This is a genomic window from Geotalea toluenoxydans JCM 15764 (assembly GCF_001311985.1).
Lineage (GTDB): Bacteria > Desulfobacterota > Desulfuromonadia > Geobacterales > Geobacteraceae > Geotalea > Geotalea toluenoxydans.
Map to the genome: position 1 here is coordinate 36,633 of NZ_BBCJ01000008.1, position 22,038 is coordinate 58,670.

Annotated in this window: 22 protein-coding genes, 4 tRNA genes and 3 pseudogenes; 9 read left to right on the forward strand and 20 right to left on the reverse strand. The window is 52.9% G+C overall.

What is annotated here, in order from left to right; all coding sequences use genetic code 11:
- Positions 1–188: 188 nt before the first annotated feature.
- Positions 189–2,458, forward strand: a pseudogene (locus JCM15764_RS06545) (Tex family protein).
- 104 nt (positions 2,459–2,562) lie between these two features.
- Here the strand turns inward: JCM15764_RS06545 and JCM15764_RS06550 are convergent.
- From JCM15764_RS06550 to JCM15764_RS26235, 11 genes are all read right to left on the reverse strand, one after another.
- Positions 2,563–3,003, reverse strand: coding sequence for a hypothetical protein (locus JCM15764_RS06550; RefSeq protein WP_054693813.1), 441 nt, complete (start codon positions 3,001–3,003; stop codon positions 2,563–2,565).
- A 74-nt stretch (positions 3,004–3,077) separates the two neighbouring features.
- A tRNA-Leu gene (locus tag JCM15764_RS06555) sits at positions 3,078–3,162 on the reverse strand.
- A 50-nt stretch (positions 3,163–3,212) separates the two neighbouring features.
- Positions 3,213–3,288: transfer RNA gene (locus tag JCM15764_RS06560), tRNA-His, on the reverse strand.
- A gap of 13 nt (positions 3,289–3,301) precedes the next feature.
- A tRNA-Arg gene (locus JCM15764_RS06565) sits at positions 3,302–3,378 on the reverse strand.
- A 7-nt stretch (positions 3,379–3,385) separates the two neighbouring features.
- Positions 3,386–3,463: transfer RNA gene (locus tag JCM15764_RS06570), tRNA-Pro, on the reverse strand.
- A gap of 63 nt (positions 3,464–3,526) precedes the next feature.
- A complete protein-coding gene (locus tag JCM15764_RS06575) occupies positions 3,527–4,123 on the reverse strand; it encodes an XTP/dITP diphosphatase (protein WP_054693816.1) in 597 nt (198 codons plus the stop codon).
- Positions 4,120–4,836: a ribonuclease PH gene (gene rph, locus JCM15764_RS06580; protein ID WP_054693818.1), complete on the reverse strand. Its 717-nt coding sequence runs from the start codon at positions 4,834–4,836 to the stop codon at positions 4,120–4,122. The genes JCM15764_RS06575 and rph overlap by 4 nt, the downstream gene beginning before the upstream one ends.
- 47 nt (positions 4,837–4,883) lie before the next feature.
- Positions 4,884–5,150 (reverse strand): hypothetical protein, encoded by a 267-nt coding sequence (locus JCM15764_RS06585; RefSeq protein WP_054693820.1) that lies wholly within the window; start codon positions 5,148–5,150, stop codon positions 4,884–4,886.
- 82 nt (positions 5,151–5,232) lie between these two features.
- Positions 5,233–5,838: a hypothetical protein gene (locus JCM15764_RS22190; protein WP_243688497.1), complete on the reverse strand. Its 606-nt coding sequence runs from the start codon at positions 5,836–5,838 to the stop codon at positions 5,233–5,235.
- A 209-nt stretch (positions 5,839–6,047) separates the two neighbouring features.
- Positions 6,048–6,971, reverse strand: coding sequence for a sensor domain-containing diguanylate cyclase (locus JCM15764_RS06600; protein ID WP_243688498.1), 924 nt, complete (start codon positions 6,969–6,971; stop codon positions 6,048–6,050).
- A gap of 8 nt (positions 6,972–6,979) precedes the next feature.
- Positions 6,980–7,105 carry a hypothetical protein gene (locus JCM15764_RS26235; protein ID WP_279384309.1) on the reverse strand — a complete coding sequence of 42 codons (126 nt, stop codon included), beginning with the start codon at positions 7,103–7,105 and terminating at the stop codon, positions 6,980–6,982.
- Positions 7,106–7,324: 219 nt separating this feature from the next.
- Here JCM15764_RS26235 and JCM15764_RS06605 point away from each other — a divergent pair, with 219 nt between their 5' ends.
- The 7 genes from JCM15764_RS06605 to JCM15764_RS06630 all read left to right on the forward strand — a co-directional run bounded on the left by JCM15764_RS06605 (position 7,325) and on the right by JCM15764_RS06630 (position 12,589).
- Complete coding sequence (locus JCM15764_RS06605; RefSeq protein ID WP_279384310.1) at positions 7,325–9,172, forward strand: vitamin B12-dependent ribonucleotide reductase; 1,848 nt, start codon at positions 7,325–7,327, stop codon at positions 9,170–9,172.
- Complete coding sequence (locus JCM15764_RS29375; RefSeq protein ID WP_279384311.1) at positions 9,142–9,780, forward strand: TSCPD domain-containing protein; 639 nt, start codon at positions 9,142–9,144, stop codon at positions 9,778–9,780. Before JCM15764_RS06605 ends, JCM15764_RS29375 begins: the two co-directional genes overlap by 31 nt.
- Positions 9,781–9,885: 105 nt before the next feature.
- The gene (locus JCM15764_RS06610; protein ID WP_054693830.1) at positions 9,886–10,338 is read left to right on the forward strand and encodes a hypothetical protein; all 453 of its coding nucleotides are present in this window, start codon (positions 9,886–9,888) and stop codon (positions 10,336–10,338) included.
- Positions 10,339–10,520: 182 nt separating this feature from the next.
- Complete coding sequence (gene rbr, locus JCM15764_RS06615) at positions 10,521–11,096, forward strand: rubrerythrin (protein WP_279384312.1); 576 nt, start codon at positions 10,521–10,523, stop codon at positions 11,094–11,096.
- A 20-nt stretch (positions 11,097–11,116) separates the two neighbouring features.
- Positions 11,117–11,401 (forward strand): GIY-YIG nuclease family protein, encoded by a 285-nt coding sequence (locus JCM15764_RS06620; RefSeq protein ID WP_054693836.1) that lies wholly within the window; start codon positions 11,117–11,119, stop codon positions 11,399–11,401.
- A gap of 36 nt (positions 11,402–11,437) precedes the next feature.
- On the forward strand, positions 11,438–11,962 hold the full coding sequence (locus JCM15764_RS06625; RefSeq protein WP_054693839.1) for a GspE/PulE/PilB domain-containing protein: 525 nt from the start codon (positions 11,438–11,440) through the stop codon (positions 11,960–11,962).
- A 123-nt stretch (positions 11,963–12,085) separates the two neighbouring features.
- On the forward strand, positions 12,086–12,589 hold the full coding sequence (locus JCM15764_RS06630; protein ID WP_054693844.1) for a hypothetical protein: 504 nt from the start codon (positions 12,086–12,088) through the stop codon (positions 12,587–12,589).
- 58 nt (positions 12,590–12,647) lie between these two features.
- Here the strand turns inward: JCM15764_RS06630 and JCM15764_RS06635 are convergent, their stop codons facing one another.
- Positions 12,648–13,460, reverse strand: coding sequence for a metallophosphoesterase family protein (locus JCM15764_RS06635; RefSeq protein ID WP_054693847.1), 813 nt, complete (start codon positions 13,458–13,460; stop codon positions 12,648–12,650).
- A 132-nt stretch (positions 13,461–13,592) separates the two neighbouring features.
- Between JCM15764_RS06635 and JCM15764_RS06640 the strand changes: the two genes are divergently transcribed.
- The gene (locus tag JCM15764_RS06640; protein WP_054693850.1) at positions 13,593–15,377 is read left to right on the forward strand and encodes a M3 family oligoendopeptidase; all 1,785 of its coding nucleotides are present in this window, start codon (positions 13,593–13,595) and stop codon (positions 15,375–15,377) included.
- A gap of 69 nt (positions 15,378–15,446) precedes the next feature.
- On the opposite strand, the gene JCM15764_RS06645 is transcribed toward JCM15764_RS06640, so the two are convergent.
- The 8 genes and pseudogenes from JCM15764_RS06645 to JCM15764_RS30595 all read right to left on the reverse strand — a co-directional run bounded on the left by JCM15764_RS06645 (position 15,447) and on the right by JCM15764_RS30595 (position 21,874).
- Positions 15,447–16,253: a M48 family metallopeptidase gene (locus JCM15764_RS06645; protein ID WP_054693853.1), complete on the reverse strand. Its 807-nt coding sequence runs from the start codon at positions 16,251–16,253 to the stop codon at positions 15,447–15,449.
- Positions 16,254–16,267: 14 nt separating this feature from the next.
- Positions 16,268–16,795, reverse strand: a complete 528-nt coding sequence (locus JCM15764_RS06650) for a hypothetical protein (protein ID WP_054693855.1) — start codon at positions 16,793–16,795, stop codon at positions 16,268–16,270.
- Between the two features lie 21 nt (positions 16,796–16,816).
- A pseudogene (locus tag JCM15764_RS06655) lies at positions 16,817–17,669 on the reverse strand (ABC transporter permease).
- The gene (locus JCM15764_RS06660; protein ID WP_054693858.1) at positions 17,666–18,655 is read right to left on the reverse strand and encodes an ABC transporter permease; all 990 of its coding nucleotides are present in this window, start codon (positions 18,653–18,655) and stop codon (positions 17,666–17,668) included. Before JCM15764_RS06660 ends, JCM15764_RS06655 begins: the two are co-directional and overlap by 4 nt.
- A pseudogene (locus JCM15764_RS06665) lies at positions 18,655–20,270 on the reverse strand (peptide-binding protein). The gene JCM15764_RS06660 and the pseudogene JCM15764_RS06665 overlap by 1 nt, the downstream one beginning before the upstream one ends.
- Complete coding sequence (locus JCM15764_RS22195) at positions 20,267–20,896, reverse strand: tetratricopeptide repeat protein (protein WP_243688499.1); 630 nt, start codon at positions 20,894–20,896, stop codon at positions 20,267–20,269. The pseudogene JCM15764_RS06665 and the gene JCM15764_RS22195 overlap by 4 nt, the downstream one beginning before the upstream one ends.
- 34 nt (positions 20,897–20,930) lie before the next feature.
- Positions 20,931–21,515, reverse strand: coding sequence for a tetratricopeptide repeat protein (locus tag JCM15764_RS22200; RefSeq protein ID WP_243688500.1), 585 nt, complete (start codon positions 21,513–21,515; stop codon positions 20,931–20,933).
- The gene (locus tag JCM15764_RS30595) at positions 21,512–21,874 is read right to left on the reverse strand and encodes a tetratricopeptide repeat protein (protein WP_369412276.1); all 363 of its coding nucleotides are present in this window, start codon (positions 21,872–21,874) and stop codon (positions 21,512–21,514) included. The genes JCM15764_RS22200 and JCM15764_RS30595 overlap by 4 nt, the downstream gene beginning before the upstream one ends.
- Between the last annotated feature and the right edge of the window lie 164 nt (positions 21,875–22,038).

Sequence of the window (22,038 nt, forward strand, 5' to 3'; positions counted from 1 at the left end):
TCAGCCTGTTGTATCTAACAGATAAAGGGAGGAAAGTCAACGGCGGCGCTGCTTTCTGGCGGCTTTCCTTCAGCCGCTGCGGCTCAGATGAAATAATTTTTGCTTGCCCGTGTTTGGGAAAAAGTGTATCAATCTGAGCTTTTCGAATGGGAGCATTTGATGCCCAACGTAGACCGGAAGGAATAACAATGACTCTGACAGACCAGCAACTGACGCGTATTCTTGGCGTAATCGTCGAAGAAACCGGACTCGCCGCCAAACAGGTGGCCAACACTGTCACCCTACTCCAGGAAGGGGCTACCGTCCCCTTCATTGCCCGTTACCGGAAGGAACTGACCTTTGAGCTGGACGAGGTGCAGATTCGTCAGATTGAAGATAATCTCGCTTACCATTCCGAGCTGGAAGAGCGGAAAGTAACGGTTCTCAAGACCATCGGCGAACAGGGAAAACTGACGCCTGAACTGCAAACCCGCATTGAACAAACCAGGACCAAAACAGAACTTGAGGATCTTTATCTCCCCTATAAACCAAAGCGGCGAACCAAGGCGACCATTGCCAAAGAGCGTGGCCTGGAGCCGTTGGCTGATATCGTCGCGGCCCAGGAACTGACTGCCGGCACCCCTGAGGAAGCAGCAGCGCCCTTTGTAAATCCGGACAAGGATGTAGCCGATGCGGCGGCGGCCCTGGAAGGGGCAGGACATATCCTGGCCGAACGCCTCAGCGAGGATGCCGATGCCCGGTCTTTTGTCCGCCGTGTTTCCGGTGAGCAGGGGATATTCTGTTCGCGGGTGGCGCCTGACAAAAGGAGACGGTCAGCAAGTTCGAGATGTACTACGACTACCAGGAGCCGCTGAAGACCATACCGTCCCACCGGATGCTGGCCATGCGGCGCGGCGAAAAGGAGGAGTTTCTCTTTCTCTCCATAATTGCCCCGGTGGATGAAATTCTGGCAGGGCTGAAATCCAGGCTGATCAAGGGGGACAGCATCTTCCGCCCGCTCCTGGAAGTCATTGCCGAAGATGCGTACCGCAGGCTTGTCGCACCTTCCATTGAAGTGGAGCTACGGCTGGAATCCAAGAATCGGGCCGATGAGGCGGCCATTGCCGTTTTTGCCGAAAATCTGAAGAACCTGCTGCTGCTGCCGCCGGCTGGAAGCAAGCGCGTGCTGGGCGTTGACCCAGGATTGCGCACCGGCTCCAAACTGGCAGCAGTGGATGAAACCGGTCGTTTCCTCGGTCACTGCACCATCTATCCCCACACCGGGAGCGGCAATATCGAGCCGGCAAAAAGGGAGCTGCTGCGCATGATCCACAGCCACCAGAGCGAACTGGTGGCCATCGGCAACGGTACCGCCGGCCGTGAAATGGAGCTGTTCGTCCGCCAGACACTGACGGAAGCCGGTCTCCGGCTGCCGGTCGTTGTCGTCAACGAGGCGGGAGCCAGTGTTTACTCGGCATCGGATATCGCCCGTGAGGAGTTCCCCGATCTGGACCTGACCGTGCGTGGCGCCATATCCATCGCCAGGCGTCTCCAGGACCCCCTTGCCGAGTTGGTCAAGATCGATCCGAAAAGTATCGGCGTCGGCCAGTATCAGCATGATGTAAATCAGAACGCCCTGAAAAAGGCACTGGATGCGGTTGTTGAATCATGCGTCAACTTTGTCGGTGTCGACCTGAATACCGCTTCATGGGCACTGCTTTCCTATGTTTCGGGCCTGAATGAAACCCAGGCGAGGGCCATTACCAGCCATCGCGACCAGAATGGACCCTTTGCCTCCCGACAGGCGCTGCTCAAGGTCAGCCGTTTCGGACCGAAGACCTTCGAGCAGGCGGCAGGGTTCCTGCGCATCAGAAATGGCGAGAACCCCCTGGACAACACCGCCGTGCACCCGGAAAACTATTCGCTGGTGTCAGCCATGGCCCAGGACCTTTCCACTACCGTTGCAGACATGGTGAAGGAGCCTTCCATCGTCGGCCGGATCGATCTGAAACGCTACGTGACTGACCTGGTCGGGTTGCCGACCCTGAGGGATATCATCGAAGAGTTGAAAAAGCCGGGGCGGGATCCCAGGGCCAAATTCGAGACGGCGACACTGCGTGACGACGTAACAACTATCGGTGACCTCCAGGAAGGGATGATCCTCCAGGGGACTGTCACCAACGTGGCTGCGTTTGGCGCCTTTGTGGATATCGGCGTTCACCAGGACGGGCTTGTCCATGTGAGCCACCTGTCCCGGCGCTTTATCAGGGAAGCTGGCGAAGCGGTAAAAGTGGGGGAAATCGTCAAGGTGAAAGTTCTTGCCGTGGACTTGCAGCGGAAGCGAATTTCCCTGTCCATTAAAGAAGCTGAGCCAGGTGGAGAGAAGGAAAAACCTGCATCACGCCCCGCAGCCGGGAAAAATACAGGGGCTGCAGATTTGAGTGGCTGGGAAAAGGCGGGATTCCGTGTAAAAAAATAGGACTCGGGGAAAATGATTGCCTGAGAACAGAAAGGCGCAAATGACCCAAGGGGAGCTGATGCTCTTGGATTATTTGCGCCTTTGCTTTTGCTGCACTGATGTGATTATTTACAGCGGAGGAGTTTCCTGCCGATGTTGAAGAGGACCTCTATCTTGCCTTGCTGGCGGGAGCAGACTACGCCAAAGCCGAATACCGGGTGATCCAGGAGATCCTCTACTTTGAAGGAACCATCCATATGGTAGGGAATTGCCCGCCCGGTATCTTTGGTGTGAAAAAGTCGTTCCCACTCTTCACGTTCGGATTCTCCGGCGTCTTTTTTCACCTTCGGCCGCGGCGATGGAGTTGATCCTGAAGCGGCTCTGCGCGGTTTAGGGTCTTCTTTCGGCTTCTCTGCACGATGGTTATGTTCGCTGCCGCAGGTATTGCATTTGACGCGGGCCACGCGTCCTCCCACCATGGCGATTATGGTATGGTTATACACAGCCTTGCATCGAGTACACATTGATTCTATTTCACTGCCTGCAGCCAATATTCTTCCTGTCATGACCTTCCTCTTGCGGTGCTTTCGCCCATGAAAAAAGGTTTAACCGTTTCGGTCAAACCTCAAAGATTGCTAAATGGTGCGAGATGGGAGACTTGAACTCCCACGGGTCACCCCGCCAGATCCTAAGTCTGGTGCGTCTGCCAATTCCGCCAATCTCGCTTATCTGTCACTAATAATAAGCCCCGTTTTGGCGGGGCTTTGTGTCTAGTTGGGGTGGCTAGTGGGATTCGAACCCACGTATGAACGAGTCACAGTCGTTTGTGTTAACCGCTTCACCATAGCCACCATATGTGGGAAATGGCGCGCCTGAGAGGATTCGAACCTCTGACCTACGGATTAGAAGTCCGTTGCTCTATCCAACTGAGCCACAGGCGCACAAAAATGGTCGGGGTGAGAGGATTCGAACCTCCGACCCCCTGCTCCCAAGGCAGGTGCGCTAGCCAGGCTGCGCTACACCCCGATCGAAGACAAACTTTATAGCACATGATTGGGTGACCTGCAAGCTTTTTTACTCAAATTTCCACTAAGTGTTTACGGTGGCAAGAAATTTCTTCAGGGCTTCAAGAGCTTTGCCCCGATGACTGATCCTGTTTTTTATGCTCATGGGCAGTTCGGCCAGGGTCAGGTTATACTCGGGAACCAGAAAAAGAGGGTCATAACCGAATCCCTCTGATCCCCTGGGGCTGTCCAGGATCAGGCCGCGCAGTTCCCCATCGAAGGTATGGCAGGACCCGTCCGGGTAACATAGGGCCACGACACAGTGAAACGCAGCCGAGCGCTTCGCCTCCGGCAGTCGGGCCAGTTCTCCAAGCAGCTTGTCGTTATTGTCCGCGTCGCTGGCCCCTTCCCCGGCAAATCTGGCCGAGAATACGCCGGGCCTGCCCTCTAGGGCATCGACAACAAGCCCGGAATCATCTGCGAGAACGGGCTTACCTGTGGCCTCTGCAGCGGCTTTTGCCTTTTTCACTGCATTTTCCGTGAAAGTCAATCCGTCCTCAACAACGGTTGGAAATGAGGAAAAATCAGCTGGGGAAAGGAGCTTTTCGACGCATCCGCGCAACAGCTCCTCAATTTCCCGCAGCTTACCCCTGTTGCCCGTGGCGACCACAAGTTCTTTCATCGGGCGAGAACCGCCTGTTGAATCTGAAACAGCTGCTTGATGCCGTCAACAGCCAGGGTGCGCATGGCATCCATCTGCTCGATAGTGAAAGGTTCAGCCTCGGCAGTTCCCTGGACCTCGACGAAACGGTTGGAGGAGGTCATGACAAAGTTCATATCCACCTCGGCAGCAGAGTCCTCCACATAATTCAGATCGAGAACTGCAACTCCGCCGACGATGCCGACACTAACGGCAGCAACAGCCTCGCGGATCGGCAGTGACGGCAGTTCACCCTTTGCCACCAGCCCCTGCAATGCATCGCATAGCGCCACGTAGGCCCCTGTTATGGAGGCCGTACGTGTGCCCCCGTCAGCCTGAATGACATCACAGTCGATAATTATGCTTCTCTCGCCAAGGAGGGACATATCCACCACCGCCCGCAAGGAACGACCGATCAGCCGCTGTATTTCGTGGGTCCGCCCCCCCACCTTCCCTTTCGCTGCTTCCCTTGGCGACCGGCTATGGGTAGCCCTGGGCAACATCGAATATTCCGCTGTGACCCAGCCTGTTCCCTTGCCGCGCAAAAAGGGCGGAACCGATGCTTCTACGGAAGCTGTACAGATGACCTTGGTATCTCCGAATTCGACCAGCACCGCTCCTTCCGCATGCTTTATGTAATTGCGGGTTATTCTAACTTCTCTGAGACTTCCTTCTCCACGTCCGTCAAAGCGCATAATTCTCCCTGGTAATGATTGTTATTAAAAGATGTGAAATGTGAAATCTACAAGTCGGATTGGGGCTTGGTCTGAAGAACTGGCAGGTAAAGAACCCTGCCGATGGAGGTGTTGTTCTTCTTGTCGAAGATGCGCACGCCGGTGGCGGATGTGCCCTCTCCCCACCAATTACCCATTGCCTTGAAATCATCTGCTCCGGCATTGTATAGGTCGTAATCCCCGTTACCGACAAAAGTGTTTCCCCAGGCGACCCCCTTGCCGTCTTCCACCCTGAGACCCACTTTGCTGTTATGGGAAATGTCGTTGGCCGTCACCTTCACCCTGCTTTGGCCAGAGTAACGCCATAGTCTTTGTTTTTCAGGATTCTGTTTCCTGATAGCGTGCCTTCACCTTGGATCAGGGTAACGCCGCTGCCGTTGACACTGAAGCTGTTGCCGATAACCCTGATCCGTCCTCCTTGGACTTTGATCGCCTCCTGCTGTTGCTGTAGAACGTAGATCCGCCCAGATAAAGGGAAGACTGGACAGCAACTACCGCCTGTCCATTGCCTGAATAATTAGCATCTCGCACATCAGCCTCGGTTTCCGTCAGTTCCAGCCCGATACTGCAATCAGTGGCCCCGCCTCCGACGATAACAGCCATGCAGTCTTGAATCCTGGCACCTGTACCACAAGCCGCAAAACCGACATTTTTAAGGGTTATTCTGGAAAAAAGCGCCTCGACCCCCGTTTCAGCACCTGATATCCGGCAGTTTTCCAGGACATTTTTCTTGTCGCTGGACATGATGACGATCCCTTGCCAGTCTCCCTGTGTCGGCTCCGTATATAAAGAGGTGAAAATTACTGGTTTGTCTGCCCCCCCAGTGCCTGGATTCTGCCATGTATCAAGAAAACCGGTTTGTCCCCACCAGGTGACTGCCTGAAAAAACGGTGGTGCCAGGCTCCATGGTGAGAGTTGCCTGAGGGGCAAGAATGAGTCCACCTTCGACAAGCACATTGCCATTCCAGGTTACATCCTCCGTTATGATTCCGTTTTTATAAATCAGGTCGGCAACAGGAGACAGAACTGCACGATCCGGACTATCAGTTTTATTACCCCGGTCTCCTGCAGTTGCCGGACCGAGATTTCCTGACAAAGCCAACCCTATGGCGACAGCGGCATAAATGCAGACTTTCTTGAAAATCAGATACATGATGGCACGACGTCAGTAATTAAACCGCCGTCTCCTCCTTGCTGTAATACACCTTGTTCTTGCCGAACACCTTGGCCTGGTAAAGCAGTGCATCGACCTTTTCGAATAATTGATCCTTCTTGTCGGCGTCGACCGGATAAGAGGCTACTCCCACACTGACAGTAACTCCATGTCCGGCAAGCTTGGTGAATTTTGTCGCCGTTTCCGTCTCGATTATCTGGCGAAGCCGCTCTGCAACCTGGAATGCCTGCTCAAGGCGAGTTTCAGGCAGAAGAACGATGAATTCCTCTCCTCCATAACGAAAGGCATAGTCAACCCCCCTGAGTGTTCCAGCTATGAGCTCGCCGATGGCGGTAAGGACCAGATCCCCTGTCGAATGACCATATCTGTCATTGAATTTTTTAAAGTCATCAACATCAAGCATGATAATAGACAGATCCTTGTGATAGCGTTTGCATCTACCCATTTCAATGCTGAAAATATGGTGAAAATGGCGGTGGTTGTACAGCCCGGTAAGGGCATCGGTTATGGCAAGAAGCTTTGTCCTGTTGTGCAGCTTGGCGTTATAAATGGCCATGGCGGCAAATGAGGAAAGTACCGATAGAAGATTCATCCGCTCCTTGTCGAAGTCACGGGGAACAAAATCGTCCAGGTACAGGACCCCCATCACCCGGTCGCCAAAGGTAAGGGGAACGCAGACCAGCGACTGGATCCCTTCCCTGACCATCATGGGATTCTGGGAAAAATTGGCGGTAGCAGTATTTTCAACAAAGAATATCTCTCTGGCCTTAAGTACCTGTTCCGTAAGTCCGCCAGGAGAGACATCCCAACGTTCCTTCTTGATGAAGTCGGCAGTTAAACCCGAGTGGGCATGCAGGGACAGCTCATGTTTGTTTTCATCGTAAAGCCCCACGCTGCCGGCTGGCGTTTCAGCAAAATGCATGGCGCTTGTCAGGATAGCTGGAGTACCGTATCAAGATCCAAGGTGGAGACAACGGCCTTGGCCACTTCAATCAGCTCTTTCAGCGCTTTAACCTGCGCCTCCAGCGCGTCTCTTTTCTTATCCCTTGTCGCCATACTTACCCCGTTTGAATTAATCGGTAACTGATAGCACAATTTGTCCACCTTGTAAATGAGAACACTGCCATGTTTGAAGAGTCTTCAGCACTTTTCACGTTGAATCAAACCCTTACGAAATATGCTTGACAGGCCATATATGTTGTGGTTTATTTCATGCCGTGCCACTAAATATAGTATAAATTTGAAATACCATTTAATTTCAAGGAGAAGAGAAACATGAAAAAAACAACCAAGGGAAACATTCCGGGTTTATCGAAAAATGCCGTCACTGTCCTGGAGAAGCGTTACCTGAAGCGGGACAAGGATGGAAAAGTACTCGAATCCCCCGTGGATATGTTTCACCGGGTTGCCGAATCCATTGCCGCAGCAGATGCAAGATTCGATAAAAAAGCTGATATCGCTGCTCTTGCCGACAAATTTTTTGCCATGATGACCTCCTTCGAATTTCTTCCCAACTCCCCCACGTTGATGAACGCAGGTCGTGAGCTGGGCCAACTCTCCGCCTGTTTCGTCCTCCCGGTGGGAGATTCCATGGAAGAAATTTTCGATGCGGTAAAACACACTGCCCTCATCCACAAGTCCGGAGGGGGTACAGGTTTTTCTTTTTCACGTCTCCGCCCGGCCAACGACATGGTCATGTCCACTACCGGCATTTCCAGCGGCCCCCTATCCTTCATGCGCGTTTTTGATGTGGCTACCGAAACCATAAAGCAGGGAGGAACGAGACGCGGCGCCAACATGGGCATTCTGCGGGTCGATCATCCCGATATCATGGATTTCATCATGTGCAAGGCAGATCAAAGACAGCTGAACAACTTTAACATCTCAGTCGGCCTTACCGAAGAATTCATGAGGGCTGCGGACGCAGATCGCGACTATGACCTGATCAACCCACGCAGTGGCGAAAAAGCCGGTAGTCTCAACGCCCGCAAGGTCTTCAACCGGATCGTCAAGCAGGCCTGGGAAAATGGCGAACCGGGCATCATCTTTATCGACCGCCTCAACAAGGACAACCCGACCCCCCACATCGGCCAGATCGAATCCACCAACCCCTGTGGAGAGCAACCGCTGCTACCCTACGAATCGTGCAACCTGGGCTCAATAAATCTTGGCAAGATGGTGGAAAATGGCGAAATCAACTGGCAGCGGCTCAAGGAGGTCATCCAGCTGGCAGTGAACTTCTTGGACAACGTCATCGAGGTCAATAACTATCCCCTCGAACAAATTGACGCCATGACCCGCGCCAACCGCAAGATCGGCCTGGGTGTCATGGGCTGGGCCGATTTGCTGATCCTGCTCGGCATCCCTTACAATTCCAAGGAAGCCATCGAGCTGGGCGAAAAAATCATGAAATTCATCAACGACGAAGGACATGCCGCCTCTGTGCAACTGGCAAAGCTCCGCGGGCCTTTCCCCAATTTCAAAGGCTCTATCTTTGACAAGCCGGGCATGGAGCCTATCAGAAATGCAACTGTCACCACCATTGCACCCACCGGCACCATCTCCATTATTGCCAACGCCTCATCGGGTGTGGAACCGCTCTTTGCCGTTTCCTTCATCCGCCATGTAATGGACAAAAATATTCTTCTCGAAGTTAATCCCATCTTTGAAGAAACGGCAAAAAAAGAGGGTTTTTATTCGGAAGAGCTGATGCAGAAAATTGCCGAGCATGGCACTGTCCATGATATCCCGGAAATACCCGAACAGATCAGGAATGTGTTTGTCACCGCCCACGACATCACCCCTGAAGTTCATATTTCCATGCAGGCAGCCTTCCAGAAACATACCGACAATGCCGTCAGCAAAACGGTCAACTTCCCCAATACCGCCACCCTCGAAGACGTGGAAAAGGTCTACCGCCTTGCCTATGAGACAAACTGCAAGGGGGTGACCATCTATCGCGACGGTTCCAGGGACGAGCAGGTTCTTTCCACCGGCAAGAAGGAAGAAGCACCGAAAACCCTGCCGCCTGCCGATGAAAAAAGATCCCACAAGCGTGAGCGCCCCAAGGCTCTCAAGGGTGGACATATCAGATGCAGACCGGTTGCGGCCCCCTCTATGTGACGGTCAACGAAGACAAGAGTGGTCTCTTTGAACTTTTCACCACCATGGGAAAGGCCGGCGGCTGTGCCGCCTCACAGAGCGAAGCCATCGGTCGAATGGTATCGCTGGCATGGCGTAGCGGCATTCAAGCCCGCCAGGTTATCAAGCAGCTGCTGGGCATTTCGTGCCACTGTCCGGCCGGCTTCGGTGAAAACAAGGTTCTTTCCTGCGCCGACGCTGTAGCCAAAGCAATTCAGGCACACATGCAGGAGAGTGGCATAGATATGGGCATAGAGCAGGCCGCCTTCGACCGTGGAGCATGCCCCGAATGCGGCGGCATCGTCGAACACGAGAGGATGCGCCGTCTGCCGGGTCTGCGGCTACAGCGAATGCGCTTAATTTTTTTTCAGAGAAACCAACAAAGGCCTGCTGCAAAGCGGGCCTTTTTACTATGGAAGCACCATCCGATGTTGAAGAAGAGCTGCCTTGATTGCCAAGCTCATGTCATACCTGCTGATTGCCACGGCACTTTTCGCGGCCGTTCCAGCCAGGGGGCTCGGTCTTTAGATCCATGTGTGCCATGGACTTTGCCGGCAGTTTTGCAGAATAGCGCCAAGATTACTTCTTAAGACCTGCTTAAGGTTTTTCCTTTGGTGACGAAAAGTTTTGGGTGTATATAGGGGGCAGCCGAATCTCTGACGGGTTCGGCAACATTTTCATCGGGAGGTAACGCAATGAAAAGGACCGTCGTAGCATCTCTCTTTCTTTTAGTCACAGGCATGGCTGCCGTGGCCCACGCAGGACTGGATGACTTTCTTTCCAGCCTCAACGTTCAGGCCAAAGCGGACCTGGGCGCCTTCAACGTCAAGCTTGGCGCACAGTTCGGCGTGCCGGTTCCCCAGGTGGAGCAGATCCTCAGTACGGTGGCCGCTCCCGCCGACGCCTTCATGGTCCTGCAACTGAGCCAGATGGCGCAGGCCAAACCGGATACGGTTCTCCAGACATACAAGGCCAAAAAGAGCAAGGGATGGGGCGTAATGGCCAAGGAACTGGGCATAAAACCCGGTTCGCCAGAGTTCCATGCCCTGAAGAGCGGCAATCTATCCTTTACCGGCACCCCCGGTGGTGGCGCTTCGGACCACAGCAAAGGCAAAGGCAAGGGTAAAGGACGAGGACACAACAAGTAGTACCGTCAACGTGGGACCGGGCGACGCGTCCGGTCCCACCGCATCATCTCACCTATGGATTTTTTTCCAATCCCAAGAGATTCCCAAAGGCAAAAAGAGGCTGCTGCCACGACCACTACCGTTGAATTCGGTCGCGGTTATGCTACAATGCAGCGAACTAATCACGAAGGAGGAAACCGATCATGACCATCAAGGGAACACAGACGGAAAAGAATATACTCACCGCTTTCTGCGGTGAGAGCCAGGCACGCAACCGCTATACCTACTTTGCTTCCAAAGCGAAGAATGAAGGCTTCGTTCAGATCGCCGATATTTTCGAAGAGACGGCAAACCAGGAGAAGGAGCATGCAAAGCGGCTGTTCAAGCTTTTGGAAGGTGGAGAGGTCCAGATTACAGCAGCATTTCCCGCCGGTGTCATCGGAACCACTTTGGAGAACCTGGAAGAGGCAGCTGGCGGCGAGAACTACGAGCACACCCAGATGTATCCCGGCTTTGCCAAAGTGGCCAGAGAGGAAGGATTCCTCGAGATTGCCGACATCTTCATGGCCATCGCCGTCGCGGAAAAACAACACGAGAAACGGTACCTGGCTCTGAAAGCCAACATTGCCAACAATCGGGTTTTCAAAAAAGGACAGCCGGTCGTCTGGCGATGCCGCAACTGTGGCTACATCCACGAAAACTCCACCGACGCCCCGGACAAATGCCCGGCATGCAATCACCCACAGGCCCATTTCGAGCTTTTGGGCGAAAACTGGTAGCCGCTGAAATAACGAAAATTATGCAGTGGCATGTTTATATAATTCAGTGCTTGGACAGTTCCCTCTACACCGGAATCACCACCGACATAACACGAAGGTTCAGGGACCATGCCGCAGGCCGGGGTGCAAAATATTTCCGTCTTCATCCCCCAAAGAAATTGGTTTACGTGGAGTCGGGACATTCCAGAAGCAGCGCCGGAAAAAGGGAGATAGAGATCAAACGCTTGAAGCGGGCCGAAAAAATCCGTTTAACCTTGCAGACAATGTCATCGATCGACGGCGGGGAGTTTGAACGTATAAGCTGAATAACTATCTGCCTATTTTTTCCTGAAGGAGATCCCATGGGCATTACACTTTTGGACATGTTGCTTAATGCCGACCTTATCAACAAGGAGCAGTTCGAAGAAGCCTTGAAGAACCGCGTTCTTTATGGTGGAAAGATCGGCACCAGCCTTATAGAATTGGGATATTTAAAGGAAGAAGACCTGGCTCGCTTCCTGGGCAAGAAACTTGCCGTCCCCTTTGTCGGGGCCGATCGACTGCTTAACATCTCCCCTGAAATAATCGAGCTTATCCCGAAAGAACTGGCGCTGACCTATGGTGTTATTCCCATTCATCGGGATAAAAAACGACTGTATCTTGTCATGTCCGATCCTGCCGATCTGAAGGCCATCGATGAGCTCTCCTTCACGACCGGTTTCATCATCAATCCGGTTGCGGCACCGGAGCTACGTCTAATGCAAGCACTGGGTAAATACTACGATTATGAAGTGGACCGGCGCTATCTGCAGATATTGCAACGCATAGAGCATGAAAAACCGGCTGAAAAACCCAAAGTCCTGCCTTCAGCTAAAAAAGGCCACTGATGAAAAACCGGCAGCAACAGAGTCAGCACCTGCCGCTGCCCCGGAGGCTGCAAAAACGACAGCACCCGAAGCGTCGAAGAAGATCATCTGCAAGAGGTTGAAATTGTCGATAATGAGGAATTGGTGCGGCGGGTCGGTCACTACTCCATTGATCTGGTTTCCCAGACACTGGCCAAGGTGGATGACCGGGAAGAAATTGCCGATACCCTTGTGGGTTACCTGAGTCAGGAGTTCAAGCGGGTTGCCTTGTTCGTCATCAGAGGTGACGCTGCCTTCGGTTGGAAAGGTATCAACAGGGGTGAGGGAATCCGCGACTTCGGCAAGGTGGTAATTCCTTTCATGGGTCAATCGGTGCTGAAGACGGTGACTGACGGTATGGCCTATTATCTGGGCTCGATTCCCGATACCGCTGAGAATATGGTCATGATTAGCGGCATGGGGGGAGAGAAGCCTTCTGCCGCCCTGCTGCTCCCCCTGATCGTCTCAGGCCGGGTGGTGATGATCCTTTATGTTGACGGAGGAGAAAAGGAGCTTGGTGAACGGTTCATGGAGCTGCACAGACTTCTGGCCAAGGCCGTGCTCGCTTTTGAAATCCTCATCTTCAGGGAAAAAATCCTCATGCTGTGACCTGGCAAATCTTCCCGAAATTCTGCTGAAGGGCCGCCTGGTGACGCCCGCCGACCGATCATTCTTCCACCCGGATCATCTCCGTAACCGCCTTACCCTTATTCACTCTGACAAGCAAAAAGTGATAAACAGGCTCGCCTGGAAAGAGAAGCCTGACCAGTGGTGCGCCTGCTCCTCCGGTGATGATGTGGGGAATGCCGTTAAATTCGTCTCTGGCATAAAGATGCACGTGGGCGAAGAAGATTCCGTCAATACTGCTGCCGGTGGTTATTTTCTCCAGCTCTGCTGCCCCTTTGCTGAAAGTATGCCAGTCCCACTTCTTTGTCTTTGGCGGCACATGCATGGCAAGAAAGGTGTTGGCAGGCTTTGCCTTCAATTGCTCCCGCAGGTAATCCAGCTCAGCTTTTTTAAGCTCATAGGCGGAATTGTCCAGCGCGATTAACTTGAAACCAAGCCTGGAGTCTTCCAGCGTAAAATGCAGGGGCCCGATCTTGTCCAGGAAAACCTGCAGATTCTCATGATTGCCGGGCACGACAAAAAGCGGCACGTCAGGAACCGTGTCTTTTAAGAGCGAGAGAAACTGCTCGGTCTCTTTGAGGCTTCCCCGGTCGGAGTAATCTCCCAGGTGGAGTATGAACAGGGGTTTATATTGCGTCGCCTTTGCCAACACTTTTCTGAAGACAGCGTCATTGTCCCGGCTGTCACCGAGGACAACAAAGGTATAGTCATCGACTGTTGCCTTTTTCAGGTGCACTTTCAATTTGCTCATGGACTGTTCGAAAAGAGTTTCCGCGCTGGCATTGCTGAGAATAGGAAGAATAAGAGCAAACAGCAGAACTGGCACCAAAAGAAGTTTTTTTCGTATCATCATCAATCTCCATTAGATGCTGAAATTTTTCATGGCAGGAGCTTTCTTGACAGGCCACCCACCATAGACTACCATCCAATTGAACAGGATGAAACGTAATAGTACTCCTTTTCCATCTCATTTCCGGAGAAATCAATGGAACAAAAGAACCTGGACGCACTCATCTGGAAGACGCACACCCTCTACCCTGGCCCACAGTCGGCTGAGCTGGATAACGATTTCCAAAAGGCGACGGCTAAGGCCATGGACTTCCGAGAGCGTTATCGGGGCAAGGTTGCGAGCCTTGACGGGGCTGGTTTGCTGCAGGCCCTTAAGGAATACGAAGAACTGGAAGAATTGATCGTCAAACCGCAGCTTTATGCCCATTTGCTCTTTGCCGCCGATTCCGAGGACGAAGTCAATAAGCGTCTTTCGCAAAAGGCTGCTGAATTCGGCAATCAGATGAGCAGAGAGGTCCTCTTTTTCGATCTGGAGATCATTCAGCTGGAGGAGCCGGCTTTTTCTGCTCTGGCTGCCGATGAACGGCTGGCCAACTACCGCCATTACATGGAAAGCCAGCGCAAGTTCCGGCCGCACATGCTGCCGGAGCGGGAAGAAACCCTCCTGAAGCAGAAGAGCCTGACCGGTACAGAAGCCTTCTCCCGGCTTTTTGACGAAATATCGGCTTCTTTCCGTTACAAATTGGAGCTTGAAGGTGAAGAACAGGAACTTACCGGCGAGGAACTGCTGGGACTGCTGCATCATCCACAAGCTTCGGTCAGAGAGCGGGCCTTTACGATCTTTCTCAAGCGTCATGAAGAGCAGGCCATTGTCTTTTCCACGGTTTTCAACACAGTGGCACTGGATCACGGCCAGGATCAAGAACTCCGCAGCTATCGGCATTCCATGGAACCCACCAATCTGGGCAATGAAATTCCTGCTGAGGTTGTGAACCGGTTAATGTCGGTCTCGGAAGCAAACTACCCGCTGGCCCAGGAATACTTTCGCATCAAGGCAAAGCTGCTGAAGATGGACAAGCTGAAAAATACCGACGTCTACGCACCACTGGGGGAAACAGACAAGAGATATACCTTCGATGAAGCCCGCGATCTGGCATTGGCAGCATACGGGCGGTTTTCACCGGATTTTAGGGATATGGCTGCCGCTTTTTTCCATGAGGGTCGAGTAGATGCCCTGCCGCGGCCGGGGAAAAGCGGTGGCGCCTTCTGCATGGGGATGACGCCTGCTCTTTCACCCTACGTCCTGCTCAACTTTACCGGAAATCTGCGCGATGTGGCCACCATTGCCCATGAATTGGGGCACGGCATTCACTTCACCCTGGCACAGCGTCAGACCATGGTCAATTACCATGCCCCCCTTCCCCTGGCGGAAACGGCTTCCGTCTTTGGCGAAATGCTGCTCACCCGCCACCTGCTAGAGGAAGAGAGCGACCCGCAGGTGAAGATCGCCCTGCTCTGCGCCCAGATTGAGGATATAATTGCCACCACGTTCCGGCAGAACGTCCTCACCCGGTTCGAGGAACGTATGCATCTGGAACGGCAGAACGGGCTTCTGACAGCGACAAGGCTTTGCGAGCTGTGGTGGGAGGAAAATGCCCGGCTATTTGGGGATTCTGTGGAGATGATCGATGCGTATCGCTGGGGGTGGAGCTATATTTCCCACTTCATCCACGCCCGATTCTACTGCTATTCCTATACTTTTGCCGAGCTGCTCGTCCTCTCTCTCTACCAAAGATATCTGTCTGAAGGAGAGGCCTTCATTCCCGTTTACCGGGAGATCCTCGCCAGTGGCGGCTCCCGATCACCGGCAGATACGGTAAGATCGGCCGGCATAGACCTGTCAGCTCCGGATTTTTGGCAGAACGGCTACGATGTCCTTCGCGACCTCGTGGAAAACCTGAAACAGCTTATCAAACCCTGAGCATCAACCTGCCCGACAGGTCATCGATAACCTGTCGGGCAGAGCGGCCAGATCGCTGCCCCTTCTCCATCATTGCTGCTGTAACTTTGCCTTGATTCTGGAAAATTCGGGGGATGCCTGCGAAGCTCCGAAAGGCTTTGGAGGAAGTTTGCCGATCTCCGCCTTGACGTTCTGGATGCGCTCCGAAGTCAAGGGGTGCGAGGAGAGAAATTTAGTCAGTTTTCCCGGCTCTTGTTTGTTCTCGGCCTGGAGTTTCTGGAAGAACTTTTCCATCCCCGCAGGGTTGTACCCCGCATTGTACATGGTTTTGACTCCCAGGTAGTCGGCCTGGCTCTCCATGCCGCGACTGTAGTATAATGACCCGGCCTTGCCGAAAAGCTGCGAGGCAAGCTGGGCCAGCAGGTTCGGGTCCTGGCCAAGCACCAGCTGTAGAAGAAGTGAGTAACCGTACTGCTGGGTCAGCTGCCTGGTGGAATGCCGGGCGACAACGTGATTGATCTCATGGGCCATGACGGCCGCCAGCTCGTCCTCACTTTCGGCAGCCTTGATAAGGCCGGTATTGACATAGGTGTGACCGCCCGGAATGGCAAAGGCATTGATGTTGTCATCCTTGACAACCTTGAAGGTATAGGGGAACTCCACTTTCTCCACGCCGGTCAGAAGCTTTTCGCCAATCCTGTTGATATAGGCCTGGACCTCCGGGTCTTTTACTACCTTTTGCTCCTTCTCGATCTCTGCGGCAAATTTTTCACCCAGCTGTTTCTCTTCTTCCACGGAGATGAGGTTGAAACCGCCGACTCTCTCCGGGTTGACAGCACAGCCGTTACCAATAAACAGCAGAAGCAGAGACAGAAAAAAGAAGTGAAATCTCCCCATGGCTGTACCTCCTCTTAAGGCGAATTAGGTTGATCTTTCAGGGTACACTGGCGTTCCCATTCTCCGTAGCCGTCTCCCTGTATGTCCCAGAATGAATCTATGCGACCTGCATAGAAATCCCGGTCGTCACACTCCTTCTCGATGGTCTGCAGGTATTGAAATGTAATCAGCCCGTGTCCGTGCAGAAAACGGTAGAAAGAACGTATCCCCTGCAGATGACGATCTATTTCGGCGTCGCGGGGCTCAAGGGTGTTGACGATGTACCAATTCCCGGCAAATTGCCGGACCAGGCCTGGACGTTCGCTGAAGATGTTCAATTGTTTTATGGCCACGATGAAATCGCGGATGAAATAATCTGCGGAAGAAGCCAGTGTCGTTGCTTCTGCCGCATCAATGCCCTGGGCACAGGTTTCTTCATAAAAGCGAAGGAGAAGATCTTTGCATAGTCCGTCAACGCGCAGTTCGTCCTCCAACGTGCCCAGATTAAAGGAATTTTTATCCAGCTGTAAATTTTCAAAACATTCATCACATCGTTCAGCCATGGCAACCTCATTTTTAGTTAATCACCACTTGTTTCGCGGGTCAAGGGCATCTCTGATTCCCTCCCCCACCAGGTAATAGGATAGGGTGGTAATGGTGATGGCCAATCCGGGAAAGAGAAAAAGCCACCAGGCAAATTCGAGAAATTCCTTACCGGAGGCCAGAATGTTACCCCAGCTAGCTCGGGGGGTTGAACGCCAATCCCTAAAAAAGACAGGGAAGATTCGGTAAGAATGGCAGCGGCAATGCCCAGTGTGGCATAAACCAACACCGGACCTATGGCATTGGGCAAAATGTGTCGAAAAATGATGCGCAGGTCCGAGCAGCCGATGGCACGCGCGGCCAGGACGAAATCGCGTTCCCGGAGGGAAAGGACCTCTGCCCGCACCAGTCGGGAGACCCCCATCCATCCGGTAAAACCGATGATGAGCATGATGTTCAGTATGGAGGGTTCCCGAATGGTCACTATGGCCAAAATGAGAAAGAAGGTGGGGAAACAGAGCATGATGTCGACGAAGCGCATGAGCAGACTGTCGACCCAGCCGCCATAGTAACCGGCAATAAGCCCGACGACGGTGCCAATAACCGTGGCAATGCCGATGGCGACAAAGCCGACCTTGAGGGAAACCCTGGCGCCAAAGACCATGCGGCTGAAGACATCGCGCCCCAGATCATCGGTGCCGAACCAATGGCTGGTGGAGGGAGGCAGGAGCACGTGGTAGGCGTCGAGCGTGTTCGGCTGATAGGGGGTTATCGCCGTTGCCAAAAAGGAAATGAGGAACATGAAGAAGACTACCAAGCACCGGAAAGTGCCAAGGGGTTTCCTCGGAAGCGCCTCCAGACGACATCCCGCATGTAACTATCCCGCCTGGTCATAATCCCCCCCCTCGCCCGTGACGGATGCGCGGGTCGGCCAGTGCGTAGCCCACATCAGCCAAAAGATTGCCGAGCAGGGTCAGGACCGCACCGATGACGAGTATCCCCATGACCAGCGGATAGTCCCGTGCCATCACCCCCTGATAGAAGAGTTGTCCCATGCCAGGGATGGAAAAGATGCTCTCGAAAATGACACTGCCGCCGATCAGGCCAGGCACAGAGAGGCCCAGCAGGGTTATCACCGGCAGCAGGGCGTTACGCAGGGCGTGCTTATAAACCACCGTCCGCTCGGAAAGCCCTTTTGCCCTGGCGGTGGTGATGTAATCCTGGCCGAGGGTATCGATCATGCCGCTCCTCATGTACCTTGACAACCCGGCCAGACTGCCGAAGGTGGCGACACTGACCGGCAGGACAAGATGTTTGGCCAGGTCCCACAACTGCCACCAGAAGCCGTGGGTTGCATAACCGAGGGAATGAAGACCTGAAATGGGCAGCCAGCCAAGCTTGATGCCAAACAGGTACATGAGGATCAGGCTGAGCCAAAACAGCGGTGTCGCAAAGCCGAGGAAGACGAAAACCGTTGTCCAGCGGTCGAGAGGCCCATTGCGGTGGATCGCAGCCATGACACCGATAGGTATGGCCAGGGCAAATTCAAGGATCAGCGAGATGATGTTCAGATTGATGGTGATTGGCAGTCTTTCCCGGATCTTGGTCGCCACCGGCCGGCCATCGGGGGAGAAAGAGTTGCCGAAATCCAGGCGGGCCAGACGGGATACCCATCGGTAATACTGGACATGGATCGGCTTGTCCAGCTCGTAGTATTTCCGCAAGCGGTCCCTGGTCTCAGCTGACACTTTGGGATTCATGGCCACCTGCATCTCCACCGGTTCACCAGGGGTAAGGTGGATGACGCCGAAGGTAATGACGGTAATACCGATAAGCAGCGGTATCATCAGCAATATACGCTTTGCAAGATAGTAGATCATCAGTAGAGTTGCTCCTCCTTTGGAACATACCACCTGATGAAATTATACATGATTCCTGCCGGCGCCGGTTCTATCCCGCGAAAACGGGCATTAACGGTGGGCAGTGCATCGGGCACATAGAGGAAGGTATAGGGCTGCTCTTCGGCCAGGATATCCTGGATGCGGAAATAGCAGCGCTTGCGCTCCTTCAAATCGAATGTGGAGCGTCCTTCTTCAATGAGCTGATCGACTTCTCTGTTTTTGAAACCGATGAAATTGAGCTCTCTGGGGCCGGTCTTGCTGGAATGCCAGACATCGAAAAGGTCTGGGTCGGGGGGAATGGACCACCCCATGATAATCGCCTCGAAATCACCCTTGTCGATGAAATTCTTCAGGAACGACGCCCACTCCACCACCCTGACCTTAACATTGATGCCGACGGCTTTCAGGCGCTGCTGGATGATCAGAGCGGTCTTCAGGCGCAGGTCGTTTCCCTGATTGGTAAGGATGGTGAAGGAAAAGGGCTTGCCGTCTTTTACCAGCATGCCGGCTGAATTTAATTGCCATCCGCCTCGGCCAGAAGCTTTCGTGCCCGGTCAGGATTGTAGTCAAAATCACCGATATCTGTTTTATGGGGCCAGGTACCCGGCTTGTATGGGCCATGGGCCACCTGCCCCATGCCGAGCAGGACCCCTTGAATGATCTCGTCCTTATTGATGGCCGAGGACATGGCTTGCCGCACCCTTTTGTCCCGAAACAGCGGATGGCGCAGATTATAGCCCAGATAAGTATAGACCGAAGCGGGATACCTGTACTTGTTGAACCTGGAGAGAAATTCGGGTGTATCGGTCTGCCGCTGGTACTGCACCGGGCTCAGTCCCATGTAATCAAGCCCCCCGGCCTTCAGTTCCATATACATGGTTGAGCTGTCGGGAATGATGCGGTAGACGTAACGGTCGATCCGCGGCCGCCCTTCAAAGTAGTGGTGGTTGGATTCCAAAACCAACTGCTGGCCGGCAGTCCACTCCTTGAACTTGTAGGGACCGGTTCCGACAGGATTGCGGCTCAGCTCACTTTTGGTTATATCCTTCCCTTCCAGCAGGTGGGCAGGAAGAATTGATTGATCCCATGATTCCAAGGCAGGCGCGAAGGGCTTGTCGTAGGTGACACGGAAGGTGTAGGGATCTAATGCCTCGGCCCGCTTCACCTGCTTGAAATTTTCGGCATAGGCTGTGGGCGTTTTCGGATCTATGGTCACTCGATAGGTATAAAGGACATCACGGGAGGTAAAGGGATGCCCGTCATGCCAGGTTACCCCTTTGCGCAGATGAAAGGTAATGGTCAGACCGTCCCTGGAAACATCCCATGATTCGGCAAGTTCCCCCTCCAGTTTCAGGTTCTTGTCATACCTGACAAGGCCGTTGTAGATCAGTGCGGCAATATCACGGGAAGCGGAATCAGAAGCCAGGATGGGAACAAGCGTGGAAGGTTCGCCGATGGAGCCGATAATGATGGCGTCTCCGTATGCGGGGGTACCGGCGTCCCTGGCGGTGGTTTCTGGTAATTTTTTATCCGTGCAGGATACAAGGAGGGTGAAAAATAACAGCCAGAGAAAGACTATCGGGCCGATCCTCATTTTTCACCGGTCTCCGCCATTATTTTTTTTATTTTTTCGGCAATGCTTCTGTTGTCGGGTTCAAGTTTCAGGGCGCGGCGGAATCCGGCCAGGGCCTTGCGGTACTCTTTTTTTGCATAGTAGACATCTGCCAGGTGACTGATAACAGTGGCATCGTCATCCACCAGTTCCACTGCCCGCTCCAGTTGTCGCACCGCCTGATCGTAATGCTTCATCTTGAAATAGACCCAGCCCAGACTGTCAATGATGAAGCCGTCGTCAGGCCGTAGCGAAGAAGCCTTTTTCAGGTACTGCAGTGCCTCATCAAGGTTGACACCCAGTTCCGCATAGGTATAGCCCAGGTAGTTCAATGCCTGCACATCATTTGGCGTCAACTGTAAAACCTTCTTCATCCGGGCGATTGAAGCATCCTTGTTGCCAATCTTGTCATAGAGAACACCCATGCGGAAATTGAGACGCGGGTCGTTGGGAAATCTGTCATCAACCTCGGAAAGCACCTGCAGACCGTCAACAAAACGATCCATGGACTCATAAAGTCCAGCCAGATTCAGATAAAGCTCAATCTTGGTCGGTTGCTCAGCAATGGATTCCTTGAGAATCTGTATTCCCTTTGCTTCCTGGCCCATTTCCTTGTACAGATACGCCAGATGCCCAACTGCGTCATAATAATAAGTCGATGAAGTCGGGATTTTTTTTAAATTCTTCTATGGCTGTTTCAAAATCTTCCATTTCCTCATAGGTGGATGCCAGATAGTACCTGACCTGGTAGGCCTCCGGATCTTGGCGCAGAATGTCGCAGAACTCGGTAATCGCATCCTCGTAACGTTCCATTTCAAGCAGGATTAGTCCCAGCTTGCGGTGGGATTCCTGCCCTCCGATATTATTCCTCGCCATATCCTGCAACAGTATCAGAGCTGACTCCATATCTTTATTCTGTATATAGAGCTGTACCAGATGCTGGACAACTGTGTAATTGACAGGATTTATCTTCAGCAGTTCCTTATAGGCATTGATGGCATCCTTTGTCAGACCTTGCATTTCCTGGGTAATAGCAAGATCAATAAATGCTTGGTCAAAGTCAGGTTTCAACTCGACTGCTTTTTTGTAATACTTGATCGCTTCATTGGACAGTTTCATCTGGTCATATGTTTTTCCCAGATAGTAATAGCCCAACGCAGAATCGGGTGAAACCTTTATCAGTGCTTTCAGTGTATTGACAGCACCCTCATATTCAAATGTTTTCAAATAGCAATGGCCAGATGAAGATAGATGTCTTCCTTGGCAGGTTCAAGCTCTATGGCTTTCTTGTAATAGGGTATGGCATCCTTGTCACGTTGCAGTGCCACCAGGATATTTCCGGCAAGAATCTGGGCCTCGGCAAACTCAGGATCGAGTTTTATGGCCTTTTCACAGGCTTGCAGGGCATCCTGGTAACGGTTCATCTGCAGATAAATCTGGGCTTCGGCCTTATGAATATAAGCCGCCTGCGGGTCTGCCTCGGCAGCTGCCTGCAGAAGTGACAGAGCTCCGTCCAGGTCACCTTCCAGGAGATGGAGACGGGACAGGGAGAAAATGTACCTGGCTCGTGATTCAATTATATTAATTGACGGCTGGCCGGTCTGTGGCTGAGGGGACGGTGGGGTCTGGGCATGATTGGCAGCGCATCCCGGAAGATGGTGAAGAGCAAGGGAAGGATGAGGTAAAACTTATTTTTCATGTAATACTTTCCGGTTAAGAAACAGTCTCTGGATAAGGTCATATGGATGGC

What these genes read in the sequence shown, in the direction of transcription:
- JCM15764_RS29375 (WP_279384311.1), top strand. Translation starts at nt 9,142, where the DNA reads ATGCAGACCGGTTGCGGCCCCCTCTATGTGACGGTCAACGAAGACAAG.
- JCM15764_RS06620 (WP_054693836.1), top strand. Translation starts at nt 11,117, where the DNA reads ATGCAGTGGCATGTTTATATAATTCAGTGCTTGGACAGTTCCCTCTAC.
- JCM15764_RS06550 (WP_054693813.1), bottom strand. Translation starts at nt 3,003, where the DNA reads ATGACAGGAAGAATATTGGCTGCAGGCAGTGAAATAGAATCAATGTGT.
- rbr (WP_279384312.1), top strand. Translation starts at nt 10,521, where the DNA reads ATGACCATCAAGGGAACACAGACGGAAAAGAATATACTCACCGCTTTC.
- JCM15764_RS06625 (WP_054693839.1), top strand. Translation starts at nt 11,438, where the DNA reads ATGGGCATTACACTTTTGGACATGTTGCTTAATGCCGACCTTATCAAC.
- JCM15764_RS06660 (WP_054693858.1), bottom strand. Translation starts at nt 18,655, where the DNA reads ATGATCTACTATCTTGCAAAGCGTATATTGCTGATGATACCGCTGCTT.
- rph (WP_054693818.1), bottom strand. Translation starts at nt 4,836, where the DNA reads ATGCGCTTTGACGGACGTGGAGAAGGAAGTCTCAGAGAAGTTAGAATA.
- JCM15764_RS22195 (WP_243688499.1), bottom strand. Translation starts at nt 20,896, where the DNA reads ATGGGCCAGGAAGCAAAGGGAATACAGATTCTCAAGGAATCCATTGCT.
- JCM15764_RS06645 (WP_054693853.1), bottom strand. Translation starts at nt 16,253, where the DNA reads ATGGGGAGATTTCACTTCTTTTTTCTGTCTCTGCTTCTGCTGTTTATT.
- JCM15764_RS26235 (WP_279384309.1), bottom strand. Translation starts at nt 7,105, where the DNA reads ATGGCGACAAGGGATAAGAAAAGAGACGCGCTGGAGGCGCAGGTTAAA.
- JCM15764_RS06605 (WP_279384310.1), top strand. Translation starts at nt 7,325, where the DNA reads ATGAAAAAAACAACCAAGGGAAACATTCCGGGTTTATCGAAAAATGCC.
- JCM15764_RS06640 (WP_054693850.1), top strand. Translation starts at nt 13,593, where the DNA reads ATGGAACAAAAGAACCTGGACGCACTCATCTGGAAGACGCACACCCTC.
- JCM15764_RS06650 (WP_054693855.1), bottom strand. Translation starts at nt 16,795, where the DNA reads ATGGCTGAACGATGTGATGAATGTTTTGAAAATTTACAGCTGGATAAA.
- JCM15764_RS22190 (WP_243688497.1), bottom strand. Translation starts at nt 5,838, where the DNA reads ATGGCAATGTGCTTGTCGAAGGTGGACTCATTCTTGCCCCTCAGGCAA.
- JCM15764_RS06610 (WP_054693830.1), top strand. Translation starts at nt 9,886, where the DNA reads ATGAAAAGGACCGTCGTAGCATCTCTCTTTCTTTTAGTCACAGGCATG.
- JCM15764_RS06600 (WP_243688498.1), bottom strand. Translation starts at nt 6,971, where the DNA reads ATGCATTTTGCTGAAACGCCAGCCGGCAGCGTGGGGCTTTACGATGAA.
- JCM15764_RS06575 (WP_054693816.1), bottom strand. Translation starts at nt 4,123, where the DNA reads ATGAAAGAACTTGTGGTCGCCACGGGCAACAGGGGTAAGCTGCGGGAA.
- JCM15764_RS06635 (WP_054693847.1), bottom strand. Translation starts at nt 13,460, where the DNA reads ATGATGATACGAAAAAAACTTCTTTTGGTGCCAGTTCTGCTGTTTGCT.